24 protein-coding genes are annotated in these 17,340 nt (G+C 60.8%); 22 read left to right on the top strand and 2 right to left on the bottom strand.

Annotation, left to right across the window (positions count from 1 at the left end; all coding sequences use genetic code 11):
• The first annotated feature begins 51 nt into the window (after positions 1-51).
• From IAE36_RS13395 to IAE36_RS13380, 4 genes are all read left to right on the top strand, one after another.
• A complete protein-coding gene (locus IAE36_RS13395; protein ID WP_201212882.1) occupies positions 52-723 on the top strand; it encodes a HEPN domain-containing protein in 672 nt (223 codons plus the stop codon).
• A 115-nt stretch (positions 724-838) separates the two neighbouring features.
• The gene (locus IAE36_RS13390; protein WP_049696622.1) at positions 839-1,210 is read left to right on the top strand and encodes a hypothetical protein; all 372 of its coding nucleotides are present in this window, start codon (positions 839-841) and stop codon (positions 1,208-1,210) included.
• Positions 1,210-1,548 (top strand): hypothetical protein, encoded by a 339-nt coding sequence (locus IAE36_RS13385; RefSeq protein ID WP_201212881.1) that lies wholly within the window; start codon positions 1,210-1,212, stop codon positions 1,546-1,548. The genes IAE36_RS13390 and IAE36_RS13385 overlap by 1 nt, the downstream gene beginning before the upstream one ends.
• Positions 1,549-1,596: 48 nt before the next feature.
• Complete coding sequence (locus IAE36_RS13380) at positions 1,597-1,785, top strand: hypothetical protein (RefSeq protein WP_111475764.1); 189 nt, start codon at positions 1,597-1,599, stop codon at positions 1,783-1,785.
• On the opposite strand, the gene IAE36_RS13375 is transcribed toward IAE36_RS13380, so the two are convergent.
• Positions 1,782-2,354 (bottom strand): hypothetical protein, encoded by a 573-nt coding sequence (locus IAE36_RS13375; RefSeq protein ID WP_201212879.1) that lies wholly within the window; start codon positions 2,352-2,354, stop codon positions 1,782-1,784. The genes IAE36_RS13380 and IAE36_RS13375 overlap by 4 nt on opposite strands.
• 81 nt (positions 2,355-2,435) lie before the next feature.
• On the opposite strand from IAE36_RS13375, the gene IAE36_RS13370 reads away from it, so the two are divergent.
• The 10 genes from IAE36_RS13370 to IAE36_RS13325 all read left to right on the top strand — a co-directional run bounded on the left by IAE36_RS13370 (position 2,436) and on the right by IAE36_RS13325 (position 10,370).
• Entirely contained in the window at positions 2,436-3,044 is a 609-nt protein-coding gene (locus IAE36_RS13370) for a putative metallopeptidase (RefSeq protein ID WP_201212877.1), read from the top strand.
• 30 nt (positions 3,045-3,074) lie between these two features.
• A complete protein-coding gene (locus tag IAE36_RS13365; RefSeq protein ID WP_201212875.1) occupies positions 3,075-3,551 on the top strand; it encodes a DUF2280 domain-containing protein in 477 nt (158 codons plus the stop codon).
• Positions 3,526-4,854, top strand: coding sequence for a phage terminase large subunit family protein (locus IAE36_RS13360; RefSeq protein ID WP_201212873.1), 1,329 nt, complete (start codon positions 3,526-3,528; stop codon positions 4,852-4,854). Before IAE36_RS13365 ends, IAE36_RS13360 begins: the two co-directional genes overlap by 26 nt.
• Entirely contained in the window at positions 4,854-6,314 is a 1,461-nt protein-coding gene (locus tag IAE36_RS13355; protein ID WP_201212871.1) for a DUF4055 domain-containing protein, read from the top strand. The genes IAE36_RS13360 and IAE36_RS13355 overlap by 1 nt, the downstream gene beginning before the upstream one ends.
• Positions 6,232-7,329 carry a minor capsid protein gene (locus IAE36_RS13350; RefSeq protein ID WP_201212869.1) on the top strand — a complete coding sequence of 366 codons (1,098 nt, stop codon included), beginning with the start codon at positions 6,232-6,234 and terminating at the stop codon, positions 7,327-7,329. The genes IAE36_RS13355 and IAE36_RS13350 overlap by 83 nt, the downstream gene beginning before the upstream one ends.
• Before the next feature lie 23 nt (positions 7,330-7,352).
• On the top strand, positions 7,353-7,682 hold the full coding sequence (locus IAE36_RS13345; RefSeq protein WP_201212867.1) for a hypothetical protein: 330 nt from the start codon (positions 7,353-7,355) through the stop codon (positions 7,680-7,682).
• Between the two features lie 70 nt (positions 7,683-7,752).
• Positions 7,753-8,526 (top strand): hypothetical protein, encoded by a 774-nt coding sequence (locus IAE36_RS13340; protein ID WP_201212866.1) that lies wholly within the window; start codon positions 7,753-7,755, stop codon positions 8,524-8,526.
• Between the two features lie 3 nt (positions 8,527-8,529).
• Positions 8,530-9,507 carry a major capsid protein gene (locus IAE36_RS13335; protein ID WP_167055707.1) on the top strand — a complete coding sequence of 326 codons (978 nt, stop codon included), beginning with the start codon at positions 8,530-8,532 and terminating at the stop codon, positions 9,505-9,507.
• 47 nt (positions 9,508-9,554) lie between these two features.
• On the top strand, positions 9,555-9,989 hold the full coding sequence (locus tag IAE36_RS13330; RefSeq protein ID WP_201212864.1) for a hypothetical protein: 435 nt from the start codon (positions 9,555-9,557) through the stop codon (positions 9,987-9,989).
• Between the two features lie 3 nt (positions 9,990-9,992).
• Complete coding sequence (locus IAE36_RS13325; protein WP_201212862.1) at positions 9,993-10,370, top strand: hypothetical protein; 378 nt, start codon at positions 9,993-9,995, stop codon at positions 10,368-10,370.
• A 6-nt stretch (positions 10,371-10,376) separates the two neighbouring features.
• On the opposite strand, the gene IAE36_RS13320 is transcribed toward IAE36_RS13325, so the two are convergent.
• On the bottom strand, positions 10,377-10,601 hold the full coding sequence (locus IAE36_RS13320) for a hypothetical protein (RefSeq protein WP_201212860.1): 225 nt from the start codon (positions 10,599-10,601) through the stop codon (positions 10,377-10,379).
• 40 nt (positions 10,602-10,641) lie between these two features.
• Between IAE36_RS13320 and IAE36_RS13315 the strand changes: the two genes are divergently transcribed.
• From IAE36_RS13315 to IAE36_RS13280, 8 genes are all read left to right on the top strand, one after another.
• Positions 10,642-11,034, top strand: a complete 393-nt coding sequence (locus tag IAE36_RS13315; protein ID WP_201212952.1) for a hypothetical protein — start codon at positions 10,642-10,644, stop codon at positions 11,032-11,034.
• A 1-nt stretch (position 11,035) separates the two neighbouring features.
• The gene (locus IAE36_RS13310) at positions 11,036-11,710 is read left to right on the top strand and encodes a hypothetical protein (RefSeq protein ID WP_201212858.1); all 675 of its coding nucleotides are present in this window, start codon (positions 11,036-11,038) and stop codon (positions 11,708-11,710) included.
• Positions 11,707-12,135, top strand: a complete 429-nt coding sequence (locus IAE36_RS13305; RefSeq protein WP_201212856.1) for a phage tail terminator-like protein — start codon at positions 11,707-11,709, stop codon at positions 12,133-12,135. The genes IAE36_RS13310 and IAE36_RS13305 overlap by 4 nt, the downstream gene beginning before the upstream one ends.
• Positions 12,136-12,174: 39 nt before the next feature.
• The gene (locus tag IAE36_RS13300; RefSeq protein WP_201212854.1) at positions 12,175-12,834 is read left to right on the top strand and encodes a phage tail protein; all 660 of its coding nucleotides are present in this window, start codon (positions 12,175-12,177) and stop codon (positions 12,832-12,834) included.
• Between the two features lie 9 nt (positions 12,835-12,843).
• Positions 12,844-13,227: a phage tail assembly chaperone gene (locus IAE36_RS13295; protein ID WP_201212852.1), complete on the top strand. Its 384-nt coding sequence runs from the start codon at positions 12,844-12,846 to the stop codon at positions 13,225-13,227.
• 68 nt (positions 13,228-13,295) lie between these two features.
• Positions 13,296-13,541, top strand: coding sequence for a DUF1799 domain-containing protein (locus tag IAE36_RS13290; RefSeq protein WP_442967456.1), 246 nt, complete (start codon positions 13,296-13,298; stop codon positions 13,539-13,541).
• A gap of 3 nt (positions 13,542-13,544) precedes the next feature.
• The gene (locus IAE36_RS13285) at positions 13,545-17,000 is read left to right on the top strand and encodes a phage tail tape measure protein (RefSeq protein ID WP_201212850.1); all 3,456 of its coding nucleotides are present in this window, start codon (positions 13,545-13,547) and stop codon (positions 16,998-17,000) included.
• On the top strand, positions 17,000-17,338 hold the full coding sequence (locus IAE36_RS13280) for a phage tail protein (RefSeq protein WP_201212848.1): 339 nt from the start codon (positions 17,000-17,002) through the stop codon (positions 17,336-17,338). Before IAE36_RS13285 ends, IAE36_RS13280 begins: the two co-directional genes overlap by 1 nt.
• The last annotated feature ends 2 nt before the right edge of the window (positions 17,339-17,340 follow it).

Below are 17,340 nucleotides of genomic sequence, written 5' to 3'. Positions count from 1 at the left end.
GGGTAGGCTGGTAAGGTATGATGGCTAAAACACATCATCCAAGGACCGAAGATGTCTCTCGCACTCACCAGTTTCCAAAACAATCAAGCGGATATTGAACAGCTCTGGCAAATCCATGAAGAATATGCGGGCCAAGGGCGCGGCAGAAAATACGGCGTGGAGGTGCTCAACAGATCTGTCGTGATCTTTGTCACTGCCTGTTGGGAGTCCTATGTCGAGGACCTGGCGCGGGAGGCGTTTAGCTTCTTGTTAGAGCATGCGGCCGATTCCAGTGCGATTCCTGCAAAAGTCAGAAATTACGCCGTCGCAGAACTCCACAAGCAGAAAGACCCGGCACGGCTTTGGGAGATCGCGGATCAAGGCTGGCGCCATGTTCTCGAGCTGCACAAGGATTCGGTCATGGAAAAGTGGCTGGGTGGCTTCAACACTCCCAAAGCGAAGCCAATAAATGATTTGTTTTCTGAGTTGCTTGGCATTCCCAAAATCAGCGATAGCTGGAATTGGCAGAAGATGTCCTCAGCTCGGGCCATGGAAAAACTCGACGAGTACATCACCGTCCGAGGGAATATTGCCCACCGTATCCGTGATGAAGGGAATGTAGCGAAAGTGCTTGGATACCAGTACTTGAGCCATGTGATTTCGCTCGTCTACCGAACCGAATCCGCAGTGAAACAGCATCTTCAGAACGCTACTGGTGTCGAGCCGTGGCCGCATGTTGACTAAACGAGCTTAGCTATGGATGGCCATCTGCAGAAGCTCTTCACGAGTGCATAAGCCCGCCTATGAGCGGGCTTTTCTACATCTCAAGGTCCTAGAGGGCCATGCCGCGGAGTAAGAAATGGACCCAACTGACCTCGGCCCAGGCACAGCCACCTGGCTGGGCGGTACGGGCACCGTCCTGCTGGGCGGCTTCCTTTGGCTGCGCAAATTCCTATCGAAAGATGCGACCGATCGCGCAATGGACAACGCCGATATCGGCACGGTGCGCCGCCTAAACGAACTGCTCGACTCGGAACGCGAGGCCCGCAAGCTTGCCGAGGCCCGGGCCGATCAGTTCGCCAAGGAGCGCAACGACCTAGCCGCCACCGTTGGGCGTATGGAAGGGAAGATCGAGGCTCTGACCAGCCAGGTTGGCCAGCTCACTGAGCGCGTATCGCTGCAAAGCGAAGAGATCGCCCGCTTGCGTACCAAGCTCGGAGGTATGTCGTGATGGACAGATGCGCACTTGAGTTCATTGCTCGTCGCTGGTGGCGGCGCATCGAGGTTTGGATGATCGCCCTGTTGCTTGTAGTGGGTGGCGGGTTCGGTGGCTATCAGCTTGCTCAATGGGCCCTTGCCCGAAGCTACCTGGAGCAAGTCGCCGAGATACGCGCCGCTTATGACGAAGCAAGCCTACAGCGCGACCAGCGCCTGGATGAACTGGCCAAGCAGACGGGTAGTGCAGCGGCCAAGGCGTCGAAAGCCGCAACGACAGCCACCCAAGCAGCAGACAAGGCAGACCAAGCTGTAGATCGGGCAGGGGAAGCGCTCAACCGCGTGACACCTTGATCCGCGCCACGAAATCGACATGCGCCGTTTCGTGGCGCGGAGACCTCTATGACGAATGTCACTCGCCTGCGTCATGTTCTACCGATGCCTGCCGACGTGGTGGCCGCTACCAATGCGCTCGACTCGGCGCTGATCAAGGCGATCGATGCAGCCAAGGAAGCAGGACTGCCTCAGGGGCTGCTCGTCGCTATCTTGCACGGGCATGCCCATGCAGAGACCCGCAAAATGGTGGGTTAAATGTCGATCTTTGCCTGGAGTACGCAACGGCAGTACTCACATGTACAGTTCTGTTTGAGCAATTGAACAAAATCAACGTCAACTGAGAGCAGCTTTCCATTCATCGACATGCACCAATCACAGTCGCGCTCATCGCCGCACGTCATCGGGCTGTAATGCAGGATGCCAAGGCTTTTCATCTTGGCAATCTGCTGATGCCGGTTATGGTCAAATGTTGCTCGGTAGTACAACGGGTTCATTACCTCTTTAGGGCCTAGACGCAGACCTTCCAACGTCAATGCCTGACAGTGGCTGCTTGTGATTTTGAGACGAGCGTTTATTCCCAGAGATTTTTTCTCATCTGTCGTGAGGGGTATCCCGTCTTTCAGCTTTTCCACGTGTAAAAAGTCGAGCAGTACCATCATGCGTCCAGACTCCTGGATAAAGGGACACTTCTCAATTTCCTCTTTGAAATAGTCTGCGAGACTCCGCTGATCTGGCATGACAGGACTCGCGTTGCTTTCCGATGCAGCTGCTACGGGCTTTACTGGTGTTGCTCTGAACAGTGAGCAAATCATCTTCTTGAGCATTGTCCTATTCCCGCGCTGGCTCTCGTGAATTTGCAGACATCAATACCGGCCAGGATCCATCAATTCAAGAGTAGCGTCGTTATGAGCAGGCCAAACCCTCCATGCGATCTGCCCAATCAGATCTTCCTCACCCTGCGCCCGGCTCCTGAGGTATGGGACTGGATCAACACTTTGATCCTGGCGGACACCGGCAGCCTGCATAACCCCGATCACGCTCATCTGTTGGATGCCAGCGTTCAGGTGCTATGGGCATCCCAATCATTCGCTAAGCAAGGTCGCACTGTGCTGGGCCAGGCAGAGCAGGTGATGTTCCGTGCAGGCGGGTGGCAGAAGGCACGCCAAGAGCAGCAGATGCGGGAATGGTTCGGCGAAGAGCCCCAATTCCTCATCACCCTGGCGGCTGACTACTGCGCCCAATGCACCGACGCGGAGTTCTGCGCTTTGGTCGAACACGAGCTCTACCACATCGCCCAGGCGACCGATCAGTACGGTGCACCCAAGTTCACCCAGGACGGTCTGCCCAAGCTGGAGATGCGCGGGCACGACGTCGAAGAGTTCGTTGGTGTGGTGAGGCGCTACGGTGCCAGCAACGACGTACAGCAGCTGATCGACGCTGCAAGCCGGCCGCCTGAGGTGGCCAAGATCAACATTACGAGGGCCTGCGGAACCTGTCTACTCAAGTCGGCCTGATTTTGGACAGGTTTGGACGGATGAACGCCTATGGCAGCCCTATCAAGTGAGGTGAAGGTCTTCGTAATTCAGGCCTTGGCCTGCTTTGACACGCCTTCCCAAGTTGCCGAGTCGGTCCAAAAGGAATTTGGCCTGGCAATCACTCGTCAGCAAATCGAATCGCATGATCCGACGAAGGTTTCTGGTAAAGGTCTTGCGGCCAAATGGAAGCAGCTGTTCGAAGAGACTCGTAAGCGCTTTCGCGAGGACATCATCGATATTCCCATTGCCAACAAGGCCTACCGATTGCGAGGTCTGAACCGCATGGCTGACAAAGCAGAGGGCATGCGCAACATTGCACTCAGCGCCCAACTCTACGAGCAGGCGGCCAAGGAATGCGGCTACATGTACGTCAACCGCAAGATCGAACCCGACAAGCCCTTGGGCTCCCAGTCGGACCAGCAGCACGCCGTTGCTGAGTACACGCTGGAGCCAGATGAGAATGTCCCGACTACCCCGCACCTATGACCCGCCGGTAAAGCTGACACCGAAACAGGCGAACATCTACTGTTGGGGCTTCCAGCCTGAGGCTCGCTTTCGTGATGCGGTGTGCGGGCGTCGATTCGGCAAGACCTTCCTCGGCAAGGCAGAGATGCGCCGCGCGGCACGATTGGCTGCGGAGTGGGGTGTGAGCGTCGAGGACGAGATCTGGTACGGCGCGCCGACGTTTAAGCAGGCCAAGCGGGTGTTCTGGCGCCGGTTGAAGCAGGCCATCCCCGAGGCGTGGCGCGCGACCCGTCCGAACGAAACCGAGTGCTCGATCACGCTCAAGTCCGGACACATCATGCGCGTGGTCGGTCTGGACAATTACGACAACCTGCGCGGCTCCGGCCTGTTTTTCGTCCTAGTGGACGAGTGGGCCGACTGCCCATGGGCAGCATGGGAAGAAGTGCTGCGTCCGATGCTTTCGACGTGCCAGTACACGATCGCGCAGACAGGGGAGGCCCGGAAGGGTGGCCACGCACTGCGGATCGGTACACCGAAGGGCTTTAACCACTGCTACGACACTTACCGTGATGGCCAACCAGGTGGCGAGCCTGACCACAAGAGCTGGCAGTACACATCGCTGCAGGGTGGCAACGTCCCGGCTGAGGAGTTGGACGCAGCTCGTCGTAAGATGGACCCGCGCACGTTCCGCCAGGAATACGAGGCTGGGTTCGAGAATTACGCGGGTGTCGTCTACTACACCTTTGACCGGAATGAGTGTCGGACCAGCGCGCGTATCGAGCCAGGCGAGGCTTTACACATCGGCATGGACTTCAACGTCATGAAGATGGCCGCGGTCGTGTACGTGGTCCGGGACGGCCTGCCGCTGGCGCTGGACGAATTCCATTCGGTGCGCGATACGCCGGAGATGATCGACAAGATCAAGGCGCGATTTCCTGGGCATGGCATCTCCGTGTATCCAGACGCCAGCGGCCAGAACACCAGCAGCAAGAATGCCAGTGAATCGGACCTGTCCTTGCTCAAAAAGGCCGGCTTCACCGTAGTGGTCGATTCGCAGAACCCTGGCGTGAAGGACCGCATCAACGCGGTCAACTCCATGTTCCTGAACACCTACGGAGAGCGCCGCCTGAAGGTCAACATTGACCAGTGCCCGCAGCTCACCCAGTGCCTGGAGCGCCAGACCTACACGGACAAGGGCGAGCCGGACAAAGACCCGAAGAAGGGTCACGACCACATGAACGACGCCGCAGGCTATTTCATCGCCAAGCGGTTCCCGATCAAGACTCAGTTCGCCGGCACCCGCCGCATCGGAGGTTTGGCGTAATGCCTGTTCAATCCACCAACCCAGAGTACGATGCTCACATCGAAGAGTGGCGGATGATGGACGATGCTCTGGAAGGCGAGTGCGCCATCAAGGGCAGTCCACGCAATCTGCCCAAGCCTAGCGGCATGGTCGAGGCCGAAAAGCTGGACGGCCAGGGCAATGCCTACCTCTACCAGAACTACACTGCACGGGCCCAGTACGAGCACTGGGTGCGCGACTCGCTGCGCTCGATGATGGGCCTGGTCTCCCGGCTCATTCCTGAGGTGAAGCTGCCCAGCGGGCTCAAGGGCGTGGAAGAGAACGCCACCGCTGACGGGTTCGGCCTGACTCAACTCTTCCTGCGCATCGTTCGGCAGACCATCTCCCACGGCCGTGTGCCTCTGGTGGTCAACGTGGACGACCAGGGCCAGCCTTACTTTGCAACCTACGCTGCTCGGAACGGTATTAACTGGGATACCGCCGATCAAGGCGGGCGCCAGGATCTAGTGCTGGCTGTGTTCCGCGAGTTCCGCAAGAAGGCGGAGGACCGCTACAGCCATGACTGCCAGATCGTGTACCGCGAGTTCTTCATGCATGACCAGGTCTGCTACACGGCCGTGCGGAATGAGGCCGGCGAGCTGATCGAGGATGAGCGCCCGCTTGGGACAGTGGGCACCGGCAACCAGCTGGTGCGCGGGCTTGAGTACATCCCAGTGATCTACTGCGGCTCGACTGACAACTCCCCAGACGTTGACGAGATCCCACTGCTGACCATGGCCAGGGCCGCGCTGAAGTCCTACCAGCTCAGCGCCGACTACTTCACCGCGCTGCACCAGACCAGCCACCCGCAGCCGTGGGTATCGGGTCTAGACGAGAGCGTCGAGCTGAGTGTAACCGGCCCATCGGCGGCCTGGGACCTAGGCCCAAACGGTCAGTGCGGATATCTGGAGTTCCAAGGCGCCGGCGTCGAGGCCGTACGCACCGCCATGTCCGACCAGAAAAGCGCAGCCCTTGAAGCCGGCGCCAAAGTCATGGACGTGTCCGGGACCGAGTCGGGAGAGGCACGCAAGACGCGCCAGAACGACCAGCATGCCACGCTGCACAGCATCGTCATAACCGCAGCGGCAGCCATTGAGCAGGCTTTGCGATACGCCGCCGAGTGGACTGGCTACAACCCGGACGACGTGGTCTTCACGGTCAAGCCGGAGTTTGTGATCCCCGAGGTCAACGCCCAGGTGCTGGCCGAGCTGCAGAAGAGCGTCATGGCCGGCACGATCAGCGCCGAGACCTACTGGCAGTACCTTACCACCGGCAAGCTGCCCGAGCGGGCCTACGACGAAGAGGCTGAGTTGATCGGCGATGAGCGTGAGTCGGCCGGCATCAACCTGGACAAAGACGATGGCGACGAAACCGACGCAAACGGCGGACGAGATCCTGCTGGAGCAGGTCAGTCGGCACGCGGTGCTGCTGGAGCGGCTTAAAGCGGGTGAGGTGAAGAAGTTCGAGACGGTCCTGCGCCAGGTGGATACCCAAGTGCGGGACCAGCTGACCCGTAAGGAGCTCACGACCTACAGCCGAACCCGGCTTGAGGAGTTCCTAGGCCGAGTTGGCGGCAAGTTGCTGAGCATCTACCAGGCGTTCGGCGACCGCATGCAGGCCGATCTAGTAGACATCGCGCTTTACCTGGCCGCGTTCGAGAGCCGGAGCCTGTCAAAGGCGCTACTCATCGACGCCATCATGCCGACCGACTCGCTGATCCGGGCCGCGATCAATACGCAGCCTCTTCAAGTAGCAGGGATCGACGGCGGTACGCTGCTGAAGCCCTTCCTAAGCGGCTGGACGCGCACTGAGTCTACCCGGGTGACCAACGCCATACGGCTTGGGGTGGTGCAGGGCCAGACCAATGCGGAGATCACTCAGGCCATCCGGGGCACCGCGGCGCAGAATTTTACGGACGGCGTGCTGGCGGTGAGCAACCGCAACGCTCGGTCCGTCGTGCAGACCGCAGTGCAGCATGTGTCCGCCACTGCGCGGATGGAGACCCTGGCCGCGAACGCCGAGTTCGTCCCAGGCTACCGCATCGTGGCCACCCTCGACCGAAAGACCAGCCAGCAGTGCAAAAGCCTGGACGGGCGCGAGTTCGAAATAGGGAAGGGGCCGGTGCCGCCCTTCCACATCAACTGTCGGACGACCATCACGCCGATCACCAGGCTATCAGCGGCATTCGCGAAGGGTGCCACACGCGCCTCCGTGGGCGCATCTGGCGGCGCGCAGGTTTCGGCCAGCCTCAGCTACTACCAGTGGCTGAAAACGCAGCCTGCATCTTTCCAAGACGCGGCGCTGGGACCGGTGCGAGCCAAGCTGTTCCGGGATGGCGGACTGACGGCTGAGCGGTTTGCCTCACTGCAACTGGATAAGAACTTCAAGCCATTGACGTTAGATGAGATGCGAAAACTAGAGCCTTTGGCTTTTGAGCGAGCTGAGCGGTTATCATGATTGCTTGCCAGGAGGGCTTAGCAATGCTTTTCAATTTAACGTCTCTTGAAGAAGCAGATGTGATCGACATATTCCATCGGCACGCATCAGCAAGCAAAGCTGGTCAACTCCAGCGTCAAGCCGAAATAGTCACTGAGCTGCGCAAGCTTGTGGCTCAAGCCTTATCGCAGAAGCGTTTGCCGGATGATCGGCTTGACCAGATATTGGTATTTTTGAGCTCTCATCCCGACTTAAAAGAAAAGGCCAACGACAATGGCTTTGGGTACTCTCAGCTCATCAAGGACACTCACGGTATTGATAGTCCGCCCTACATTGACGAGTTCGCCGAGGTGCTGCGATTGCGGTATTTCTAGAACCTAACCCGCTTCGGCGGGTTTTTTTATGCCCGCAAGGCGGGTTCATCAATCCCCAGGGGATAGTAAAATGCCTTTTGACTTTGACCCGGCCGCCCACGGCCTCACCCTCGACGAAACTCAAACTGCCGCGCTGAAAGCCGCGCTCGGCGGCGAGGTGCAGAAATTCCTGGACGGTGAGGTCTCGGGCCTCAAGTCCAAGAATGCCGAGCTGATCGGCTCCAACAAGACCATCAAGACCGAACTGGACAAGCTGAAAGGCCAGTTCGACGGCCTGGACATCGAAGCGGTCAAGGGTCTGCTGGCCAAGGCCGGCCAGGACGAAGAGACCAAGCTGATTGCCGAGGGCAAGCTGGACGAGGTCATCAGCCGTCGCACCGAGCGCCTGCGCACCGACCTGGACAAGCAGGTCAAGGCGGCCAACGAGCGTGCCGACAAGGCCGAGGCCTTTGCTGCCAAGTACAGCGACAAGGTGCTGGCCGACTCCATCCGCGCTGCCGCCATCAAGGCTGGCGCGCTGCCTGAGGCTGCCGAGGACATCATCCTCCGCGCCCGCGGCACTTTCAAATTGAGCGAAGACGGCGAGCCCGTTGCCACTAACCGTGCAGGCGAAGTCGTGTATGGGAAGGACGGAAACACCCCGCTGTCTCCCCTCGAATGGGCGGAATCGCTGCGCGAAACCGCTACCCACCTGTGGCCAAGGGCTCAGGGTGCCGGACAGACCGGCGACAACGGTGGCAAGGCCACGAAGAAGTGGGGCGAGTACACCGAGGCCGAGCGCGCTGCGATCGCCCGTGACAACCCCGAAGCTTACAAAAAACTCCAAGCCACCCGAGGGACCTAACCCATGGCATCTACCCAACTGTCGGACATCTTTGTCTCCGACTACTACGGCACTCTGGAGCCGGTGAACTCTCCAGAAAAGACCGCCGTCTACGAGTCGGGCATCATCACCCGCTCGGCCACCCTGGACAACATCGCCAAGAACGGCCAGGGCACCTCCGAGATCAGCTACTGGCAGGATCTCGACGCCGACGAGGCGCCGAACATCTCCAACGATGACCCCGACGACCTGGGCGCTGTTGGCAAGGCCGAGCAGGGAAGCATGCGCGCCCGGACCCTGTATCTCAACAAAGGCTACGGCGTCTCCGACCTCACTGCTGAGCTGGCCAACTCCGAGCCGATGCAGCACATCCGCAACCGCTTCGGCACGTACTGGACGCGCCAGTGGCAGCGTTACCTGATGGGCGCCGGCCGCGGCATCATCGCGGCCAACATCGCCCAGAACGGCGGCGACATGGTCAAGGATGCGGGCGCCTCGATCAGTGCAAACGCTTTCCAGGATGCTGCCTTCACCGCCGGCGACGCCGCCGACATGTTCGGCGCCATCGGCGTGCACTCGGTCGTCATGAACCAGATGGTCAAGCAGGACATGATCGAGTACCTGCGCGACTCGCAGGGCAAGATCATCCTGGCCACCTACCTGGGCAAGCCAGTGTTCATGGATGACGCCTTGACCTACGCCCCGGGTCAGTTCCTCTCGCTGTTCTTCGGCCAAGGGGCCTTCGGCTACGGCGAGGGCGATCCGCACATGCCGGTGGAGATGCAGCGCAAGGCCGACGGCGGCAACGGTGGTGGTGCCGAGGTGCTGTGGGAGCGCAAGACCTACATTCTGCAGCCCGCCGGCTTCAGCTGGCAGGGCAGCGAGAACCGCAACCTGAGCCCGACCGCCGCGCAGTACGCATCGGCGGCCAACTGGAAGCGCGTCTTCGATCGCAAGCAGGTTCCGTTCGCAGCGGTCATCAGCGGCACCGCCACTCCTTGACCCCATGATGCGGGGCGCCGGCCTGGCGCCCTGCGCAGGAGATCAGCATGAAAGTCATCTACACCAACACCCCGGGCAGCGAGCGCGGCACCTGCTATCGCCGTCTGGACCAGTTTTTCGGCGTGATCGACGGCGCTACCTCGGTGTCCGTGCAGGGCGACGCCCCGCACATCAGCGAGGCCTACCAGCGTCAGGGCATTAGCGTGAGTGAGATTGAGGAAGGCCTGCGCCTGGACGGCCCTACCGTCGCCCAGTGGGTGGCGGAGGGTTACAAGGCGTCGACCTACCCACCGAACGGCTATGCCCCAGTCAGCAGCCAGGCCGAGATCGACAAGGCGATCGAAGAAGAGGGCGGCGACGAGACCGACCCTCACAAGATGAAGGTGCCAGAGCTCAAGGAGTGGCTGACGGCTCAGGGCATCACCTTCGACCCGGCCCTCAACAAGCCCGATCTGCAGGCCCTCATCCCGTCGAAGGACTAAGCCATGACCGACTTCATCACCGTTGCTGATGTCGACCAGAGGCTCGGGCAGGGCTGGGCAGGCGACGGTGATGCGGTCCTCGCCGTGGCCATGGCCAACGCCTGGCTCACGGCCAAGATCAAGCGCGCGGTGCCCGAGGTGGTACCGGACGCCATCAAGTCCGCTGGGGCCCAGGTGGCCAAGCTGGCTGTGGCCGGCAAGCTCTACAAGGACACCGAGCGCGAGGTGCAGAGCAAGACCGTATCGGCCCAGTCCGGAACATCGACCAGCAAGACCTACGTTGCAGGCTCGGTGGAGCGTTCGAGCGGGGAAAACTTCGCGCTAGATCTGATCGCGCCATGGACCCGCCGCCCGGGCACCGTGCTGCTGAAACGGGTGTAACTACCTTCAGTTACGCCAGGTCTGTTTCAGCTCCTGATCAAACCACTGCTCAGCTACATCGTTCGCGGGCATCACGCTCCTGAACTCAAGGTAGTGCCCATAACCTTGGGCCCGAAGCCAGTTTTTGAACTCTCCGAAACTCGGATGCCAGCCTGGCGGTTGCTCTTTAGTTCCCGCCCAGGTGTGAGCCAGTTGGCGTATCGCCATCTCGCATTCAGCTTTTTTTGTCATGTCCGATCTCTGTCATGGGGTTGGCTGGAGTTTATTTGAAATGGGGATGCGAGAAGAAATCCAGGCCGACCTGGAAGAAGCGTTCGATGATCCAGACGGCCTTGCGGATGCAGTCCGGCCGGTGGCGGGGACGCGCTCCATTAAGGGCGGCTACGACCCCGCAATCGGCGGCACGGTGCCGGCGTCGACTGTGCATTACACCGGGCGTGGCGTGTTCGGCAGCTACCTGGCCAAGGAGATCGACGGCTCACGTATCCAGACCCAGGATGTGAAGCTCCTGGTGCTGCAGAACGAATTGTTCGAAGGGCAGGCCGATGCGGTGACCGCCATCGCGGCAGAACCGAAGATCGGTGACCTGATCAGCGGGTTTCGGACGCTCAACGTCTCCGAAGATCCAGCCAAGGCCACCTGGACCGTCCAACTGAGGAAGTGACATGTCACGCGGATCACACATGACCCAGCGCTATGGCGGGCTTGAGGGTGGGTTCGCCGAGAGCATCCGCGCTTTCGCCGAGCAGGCCCAGGAAGCGCTGGACGCCACCTTCCGCGAGATCGTGATCGAGATTGGCAGCAGCGTAATCCGTATGTCTCCGGTGGGTAATCCGGAGATCTGGGCGGCAAACCTGGCGCACCGAGAAGCCCGCACTGCCGAGGCTGGCCGCTATGACGCCAAGGTCGCAGCGCGCAATGAGGCCATCAACCAGAATCCGAGCAACTTCACCAAGTCGGGCAACCTCAGGCGGGGCGTGCGCTACGCCAAGCCGCTTACCAAGACCGAGCGTGACCAGAACTTTTACGTCAATGGTCTGGTATCCGGCCAGGGCTACGTCGGTGGCCGCTTCCGGGGTAACTGGCAGTTCTCCATCGACTCGCCGTCAACCGAAGAACTGGACCGCATCGACCCGTCGGGCAGCGAAGCCATAGCCGCGCTCATCAGCCAGGTACAGGCTTTGACCATCGGCCAGACGGCCTACATCGTGAACAACCTGGCCTACGCGGTGCCGCTGGAATACGGCCACTCAACCCAGGCGCCAGCCGGTATGGTCAGGGTCACCCTGGCCAACTTCCAGCGCATCGTCGACGAAGCCATCAGGAACAACAGCATATGAGCCATGCGCGAGCCCGTCAGGCCATCGAGATCAAGCTGATGGCCTGGGCGACGGCGCGCCCGATTCGGGTCGCCAACTTCGAAGAGGGATTCGAGGCAGGGTCCGGCGAGACCTATCTTCGAGCCTACTTGCTGCCGGCCAGCACCACCTGCCGATACCTGGGCGGCGACGCCTACGAATACACCGGCGTCTATCAGATCAGCATCGTTTGCCCGGCAGGCCAGCCCCTGGGCGTTGCCGAATCACTGGTCGACGAGCTGAGCAGCCTGTTCCGGGTTGATACAGAGCTAAGCCGCAGCGGCTTCGAAGGCCTGCTCACCGAGCCACTTGAGCAGGGCCCAACCATTACCGAGTCGGCGACCTATACGGTCCCGACCAGCTTCACCTACCGCGGCGTCGCGGACCAATCGCCCGTAGGGGCATAACTATCCGCCACCTGGCGAAACTTCAAGAGGAAATATCCCATGGCCGCACGCGTCCCGCTGCCAAACGGCTCTGTACTGGAAATCGCCAGCGTCCTTGCCGCTGCCGTTGCCTTTACTGCCTTGACCAATGCTGCACCGCCAGTGGCCACCGCCGCAGGGCACAACATCAAGAACGGCGACGTTCTAGTCGTCAGTTCTGGCTGGTCGCTTATCAACGATCGCGCGGTCCGCGCTGCCAGTGTTGCCGCTGACAAGTTCTCGATGGCCGGCCTGAACACCACCAACGCCGAAAAGTACACCGCCGGCGCAGGTGTTGGGTCTGTGATCCCGGTGACCAACTGGGCGCAGATCTCAAAGGTGACCGCCTTCAACTCATCCGGCGGCGAGCAGCAGTACCTCACCGTCGGGTACCTGGAGGACGACGACGATCGCCAGTTCCCCACCAACCGCAACCCCATCACTTTGTCGATCACTGTCGAAGATCAGCCAGCCGCTGCTTACGTGGGCCTGGTTGAAGCCTACGGTGATAGCAAAGAACTGACGGTCGTCCGCCTCAAGCTGCCCAACGGCGACCAGATCCTCTATCCGGGTTACGTGAGCATCACCACCACTCCGACCATGGAGCGCAACAACCTGATGACCCGAACCATCAGCATCGCGCTCTCGGGTCGTCCGGTTCGCTACCTGGCTGCTGCCTAAGGAAACCTCATGGCGAAGATCAAAATCGCGCAGAACCCGACCTTTACTGCCGAGGTGCAAGTGCCTCGAATCGGTGGAGAGTCGGTGCCGGTGGAGTTCGAGTTCCGCTACATGGACCGCGTGACGTTGGCCGGCATGTTTGATCGCTGGAACAAGGCGCGCGACGCCTGGGCAGAGAAGTCCAAGGCAGACAACGCCACCTGGGAAGAGGTGACAGCCGGCGAGATCGCCCTGCAGGCTGAGCAACTGGGCGAAATCGTCACCGGGTGGGACCTGGAGGACAAGTTCAGCCAGGAAGCGATCCTTGATCTGGTGCGTACCTGTACAGGGGCGCCAAAGGCCGTCATCGACGCCTTCCAGGCTGCCTACAGCCCAGCCCGCCTGGGAAACTGAAGGCGGCCGCCCGGGCGTGCTATGAGCAGGGTCCCTCTGCCGAGCAGTTAGCGGCTCTAGGCCTGACATTGGCAGACATTGCGGAAGATGAGGTAGAGGTGTGGCCGGATGCCTGGTCTGCCTTCCGCCTATTCGACGCAATGGGCACGCAATGGCGGGTTGGCCCCGGTGGCCCGTCCGGGCTGGATTACGCGGCCATTCCCACAACAGCCGCAATGCTGGGCATCAAGCACCGCGACCTTCCCGACATTTTTCCCGATCTCCGCGTGATGGAAGTCGAGGCCCTGGCCGTCATGGCCGAATCCATGGAGTAGATCATGACCACCATTGCCTCCCTCGGTCTTCAGATCGATTCCGGTGATGCTATCGAGGCCAAGGATAACCTCGACCAGCTGACGGACGCCGGCAAGCGCAGCGAGGAGTCGGCTGGGCGAACTGGTCGCGCCTGGGAAACGGCCCTGGGCAGCTTGCAGGGTGACACCCGGCAGATCGTGCAGGAGCTGCAATCGCTCAACGCCAAACAGGCCGAACTCGCGCAGCAGATGGCCACCGTGGGCCGCGCCGTTACCAGCGCATCCACGGCATTCAGCAGCGCTGCAGCGAACATGGGCTCGTTTCGGGCTGAGGCTGCGCAGGCCGGGCAAGTCCAGCAGGCGCTGACTACCGCCACGGATGCCGGTGCCCAAGCAGGCCGTCGCGCCGCCGAGTCCGCTGATGAGCAACAGGCCAGGATTCTGGCCGTGGCCAAAGCCTCTTTGGAGGCGAGCCAGTATGTTCAGACGCTCAATCGGGCTACTGAGCAGAGCGCGGAGGTCACCGGCCAGGCGAACGCCGTGCTCTCAGATAGCGCCAGCCGTCAGGCGGCCATCAACAGCCGGGCCCAAGCCCTTATCGCAACGGAAGAGCGCCAGGCTGAGGCGGCGAGGAGGGCTGCCGGCGCTCATCGGGAAGAAGGTCAGGCGCTGGAAGAGCTGCTGGGCAAGATCGACCCGACCGTCGCTGCGCTGGGCCGTCTGGACCAGATGGAACAGAGGCTGAAGAGCTTCCGTGCGAGCGGTGCGCTGGATGCTGAAACCTTCGGCGAGTACCAGTCAAAGATCGATCAGGCGCGCACGGCCCTGGGCGGCGCAGATACAGCGCTGAACAAGACCGGCATGTCGGCCAAGGCAACCGCCGCCGCGCTTCGCGGGGTCCCCGCGCAATTCACTGACATCGTCGTGTCTCTCCAGGGCGGCCAGGCTCCGCTCACTGTCTTGCTCCAGCAGGGTGGGCAGTTGAAAGACATGTTTGGTGGCGTTGGGCCGGCCATCAAGGCCCTCGGCGGATATGTGCTTGGCTTGGTGAACCCGTTCACGGTCGCGGCTGCAGCTGCGGGCGTGCTTGGATACGCCTATTACAAGGGCAGCGAGGAGGCCGTCGAATTCCAGAAGGCGCTGATCACGACCGGCAATGCCGCCGGAACTACGTCGGACCGCCTATCGGGGATGGCGCGCGAGGTTGCGGCCACTGTTGGCACCACCGGCGCTGCGGCGGAGGTGCTCACCCAACTGGCTGGTAGCGGGAAGGTCGCTTCTGATAGCTTCGTAGAGATCACAGAGGCCGCTCTGGAGTGGCGCTCGGCCACCGGCAAGGCGGTCGAGGAGACCGTGGCCGAGTTCGTGAAGATCGGCAAGGACCCGGTCGCAGCAGCCAAGGAACTGAACGAGCAGTACAACTTCCTGACCGCCTCGACGTACTCGCAGATCGTTGCGTTGAAAGAGCAGGGCGACACCATCGGCGCGACCAAGCTGCTCACCGACACCTACGTCGATACCATCAAGAATCGTAGCAAGGAGGTCACCGAAAATCTGTCGATCTGGGAGCGCGGCTGGAAAGCGCTACGAGGGGAGGTAGCTGCCACCGTTGACTCGGTCAAAAACATTGGCCGAGAGCAGGATATTGCCAGTCGAATCGTTGAACTGCAGCGCCAGGTAGCTGCGGCCCAGAGCGCCGTCAATGCCGACAAGGACGACAGCGATTCTCAGAAAAAGCTGACCAACGCTAATCTTGAGTTGAAAGGCCTGATTCAGCAGCGGGACACACAACAGGCGATTGCCAGAGCCCAGGAGTTAGATGCCCAACGGCAACAGGCGGCCATTGTCGCCATCGGCAAGATTGACGCTCTGGAAAAGTCTGCTCGGACCAACGCCGAGAAGCGCAAGGACGCACTCAAGGAATACACCAAATCCCTGGAGGCGATCCGCAAGGTCAACCCTGAAGATGAGCGACTGAAACCTGAAAACATCGCCAAGGTAAAGGCTGACATCGCCAAGCAGTTCAAGGACGCGGCTGGCCGCACCACACCGGTCGATCTCACGGGCTTCAACACCCAGAAAAACGCTCTTGCCGCCATCCAGGCCGAGTACAAGAACCACCAGAAGGAACTGGACGCCGCACTGAAGGCCGGTCTGATCTCTCAGGAGTCCTACGCGTCGCAGCGTGCCGCGATCATCGAGCAGCAGAAGTCCGATGTAACGCATGCTTACGAGGAAGAGATTGCTGCGCTTGAGCAGGCAAAAGGGCGCAGCAGCACCAGCGCGCAGCAGCGCATCCAGCTTGACCAGAAGATAACCGATGCGCGTGCCTCGATGGTCAAGGCCCAGAAGGACGCCGATACCGAGCTTTCGGTGCTGGCGACCAATGAGCAGGGCCGGCTGGCTAAGCAGGCCAGGGCAGTGCAGACCTACACGGACGCCCTCGACCAGCAGGTCGCAGCGCTGAGGCTGCAGGGACAGCGCTCCGCAGACGGTCTTGGACTGGGCGATCGTCAGCGCGGCTTGCAGGATCAGCAGTACGGAATCACTGATCGCATCAACCAACAGCGCCTGGACCTGGCCAACCAGTACGGCGACGGCTCCCGCGGCATGAGCCTTGATGAGTACAACCAGAAGCTGGCGGCCCTGAACAAAACCGAGAAGGACCTGCAGGAAACCACCATCGCCAACTACGACCAGATGACGGCCGCGCAGGGCGACTGGCGCAAGGGTGCATCGTCTGCCTTCCAGAATTATCTGGAGCAGGCCCGGGATGTAGCCGGGCAGACGCGATCCTTGTTCACCAATGCATTCAGCTCGATGGAGGATGCAGTCGTCAACTTCGCCATGACAGGCAAGTTCTCGTTTGCAGACTTCACCAAGTCGATCCTGGCTGACATGGTCCGGATCGAGACGCAGCGCGCTGCCTCTGGGCTGCTTGGCAGTCTGGTGAGCTGGGGCGCCACTGCGGCATCCGCCTACTTTGGCGGTGGCGGGGGTAATGGTATGGAAGCCGGCTCGGCGGGCGCGGTTTCCTCAAATCTCGGAGCCTCTCAAGCTGGTTACTCGTCTGCATACGGATTCTCGGACGGCGGCTACACCGGTGCGGGCGGCAAGTATGACCCTGCCGGCATCGTCCACGCTGGTGAGTTTGTGCTTCGCCGCGAGGTAGTCAGCCAGCCCGGAATGCTCGACTACCTGTCAGCTCTCAATAGCCGCGGCTACGCAGACGGTGGCCTGGTTTCGCCAATGCCGGTTCCTCGTCAGGTATCTGGACGGTCTCAGTCAGGCGCGTCCATCAGCGTATCCGCACCTGTGAGCCTGGTCATGGAGGACAGAAGCAGCGAGGGCATGCAGCTCGATCAAACGCTGCTCCAGCAGAACATGCAAAAACAAATGCAGATGGCTGCCGAAAAAGCGGTCGCTGATTCATGGCGTCCAGGTGGCGTCAGCCATCGAAACACTACCGGGAGGCGCTGATGGCCATCGAGAAATTCAGCTGGCCAACGCAGCGTGGGGAAACCCCTGAGATCAGCTATCGCACCCGCGAATCCCGGTTTGGGGGCGGGTACCGGCAGGTGGTTGGTGACGGGCCCAACAACAAGGAAGACAGCTACCCCATCACCTTCACCGGCACGAAGGCCCAAGTACGCAAAGTCATGGAGTTTTTCGACAGGCACGGCGGGGCTAAGGCTTTTCTGTGGACCACGCCGCTCGGGGATCTTGGTTTATTCACCTGCAAAGACCCCAAGCCTACCCCGGTGGGTGGTGGTCGTTTCAGAGTAACCGCCACCCTGGAGCGGGCTTTTCACCCATAAGG

It is taken from the genome of Pseudomonas sp. S36 (assembly GCF_016647875.1).
Taxonomy (GTDB): domain Bacteria; phylum Pseudomonadota; class Gammaproteobacteria; order Pseudomonadales; family Pseudomonadaceae; genus Aquipseudomonas; species Aquipseudomonas parafulva.
The sequence above is the reverse complement of the archived record's forward strand: the minus strand, read 5'-3'. Positions and strand labels throughout refer to the sequence as shown.

Bases quoted from the DNA above. Each gene is read 5' to 3' on its own strand.
- IAE36_RS13395 (WP_201212882.1), top strand. From the start codon at position 52: ATGTCTCTCGCACTCACCAGTTTCCAAAACAATCAAGCGGATATTGAA.
- IAE36_RS13390 (WP_049696622.1), top strand. From the start codon at position 839: ATGGACCCAACTGACCTCGGCCCAGGCACAGCCACCTGGCTGGGCGGT.
- IAE36_RS13385 (WP_201212881.1), top strand. From the start codon at position 1,210: ATGGACAGATGCGCACTTGAGTTCATTGCTCGTCGCTGGTGGCGGCGC.
- IAE36_RS13380 (WP_111475764.1), top strand. From the start codon at position 1,597: ATGACGAATGTCACTCGCCTGCGTCATGTTCTACCGATGCCTGCCGAC.
- IAE36_RS13375 (WP_201212879.1), bottom strand. From the start codon at position 2,354: ATGCTCAAGAAGATGATTTGCTCACTGTTCAGAGCAACACCAGTAAAG.
- IAE36_RS13370 (WP_201212877.1), top strand. From the start codon at position 2,436: ATGAGCAGGCCAAACCCTCCATGCGATCTGCCCAATCAGATCTTCCTC.
- IAE36_RS13365 (WP_201212875.1), top strand. From the start codon at position 3,075: ATGGCAGCCCTATCAAGTGAGGTGAAGGTCTTCGTAATTCAGGCCTTG.
- IAE36_RS13360 (WP_201212873.1), top strand. From the start codon at position 3,526: ATGTCCCGACTACCCCGCACCTATGACCCGCCGGTAAAGCTGACACCG.
- IAE36_RS13355 (WP_201212871.1), top strand. From the start codon at position 4,854: ATGCCTGTTCAATCCACCAACCCAGAGTACGATGCTCACATCGAAGAG.
- IAE36_RS13350 (WP_201212869.1), top strand. From the start codon at position 6,232: ATGGCGACGAAACCGACGCAAACGGCGGACGAGATCCTGCTGGAGCAG.
- IAE36_RS13345 (WP_201212867.1), top strand. From the start codon at position 7,353: ATGCTTTTCAATTTAACGTCTCTTGAAGAAGCAGATGTGATCGACATA.
- IAE36_RS13340 (WP_201212866.1), top strand. From the start codon at position 7,753: ATGCCTTTTGACTTTGACCCGGCCGCCCACGGCCTCACCCTCGACGAA.
- IAE36_RS13335 (WP_167055707.1), top strand. From the start codon at position 8,530: ATGGCATCTACCCAACTGTCGGACATCTTTGTCTCCGACTACTACGGC.
- IAE36_RS13330 (WP_201212864.1), top strand. From the start codon at position 9,555: ATGAAAGTCATCTACACCAACACCCCGGGCAGCGAGCGCGGCACCTGC.
- IAE36_RS13325 (WP_201212862.1), top strand. From the start codon at position 9,993: ATGACCGACTTCATCACCGTTGCTGATGTCGACCAGAGGCTCGGGCAG.
- IAE36_RS13320 (WP_201212860.1), bottom strand. From the start codon at position 10,601: ATGACAAAAAAAGCTGAATGCGAGATGGCGATACGCCAACTGGCTCAC.
- IAE36_RS13315 (WP_201212952.1), top strand. From the start codon at position 10,642: ATGGGGATGCGAGAAGAAATCCAGGCCGACCTGGAAGAAGCGTTCGAT.
- IAE36_RS13310 (WP_201212858.1), top strand. From the start codon at position 11,036: ATGTCACGCGGATCACACATGACCCAGCGCTATGGCGGGCTTGAGGGT.
- IAE36_RS13305 (WP_201212856.1), top strand. From the start codon at position 11,707: ATGAGCCATGCGCGAGCCCGTCAGGCCATCGAGATCAAGCTGATGGCC.
- IAE36_RS13300 (WP_201212854.1), top strand. From the start codon at position 12,175: ATGGCCGCACGCGTCCCGCTGCCAAACGGCTCTGTACTGGAAATCGCC.
- IAE36_RS13295 (WP_201212852.1), top strand. From the start codon at position 12,844: ATGGCGAAGATCAAAATCGCGCAGAACCCGACCTTTACTGCCGAGGTG.
- IAE36_RS13285 (WP_201212850.1), top strand. From the start codon at position 13,545: ATGACCACCATTGCCTCCCTCGGTCTTCAGATCGATTCCGGTGATGCT.
- IAE36_RS13280 (WP_201212848.1), top strand. From the start codon at position 17,000: ATGGCCATCGAGAAATTCAGCTGGCCAACGCAGCGTGGGGAAACCCCT.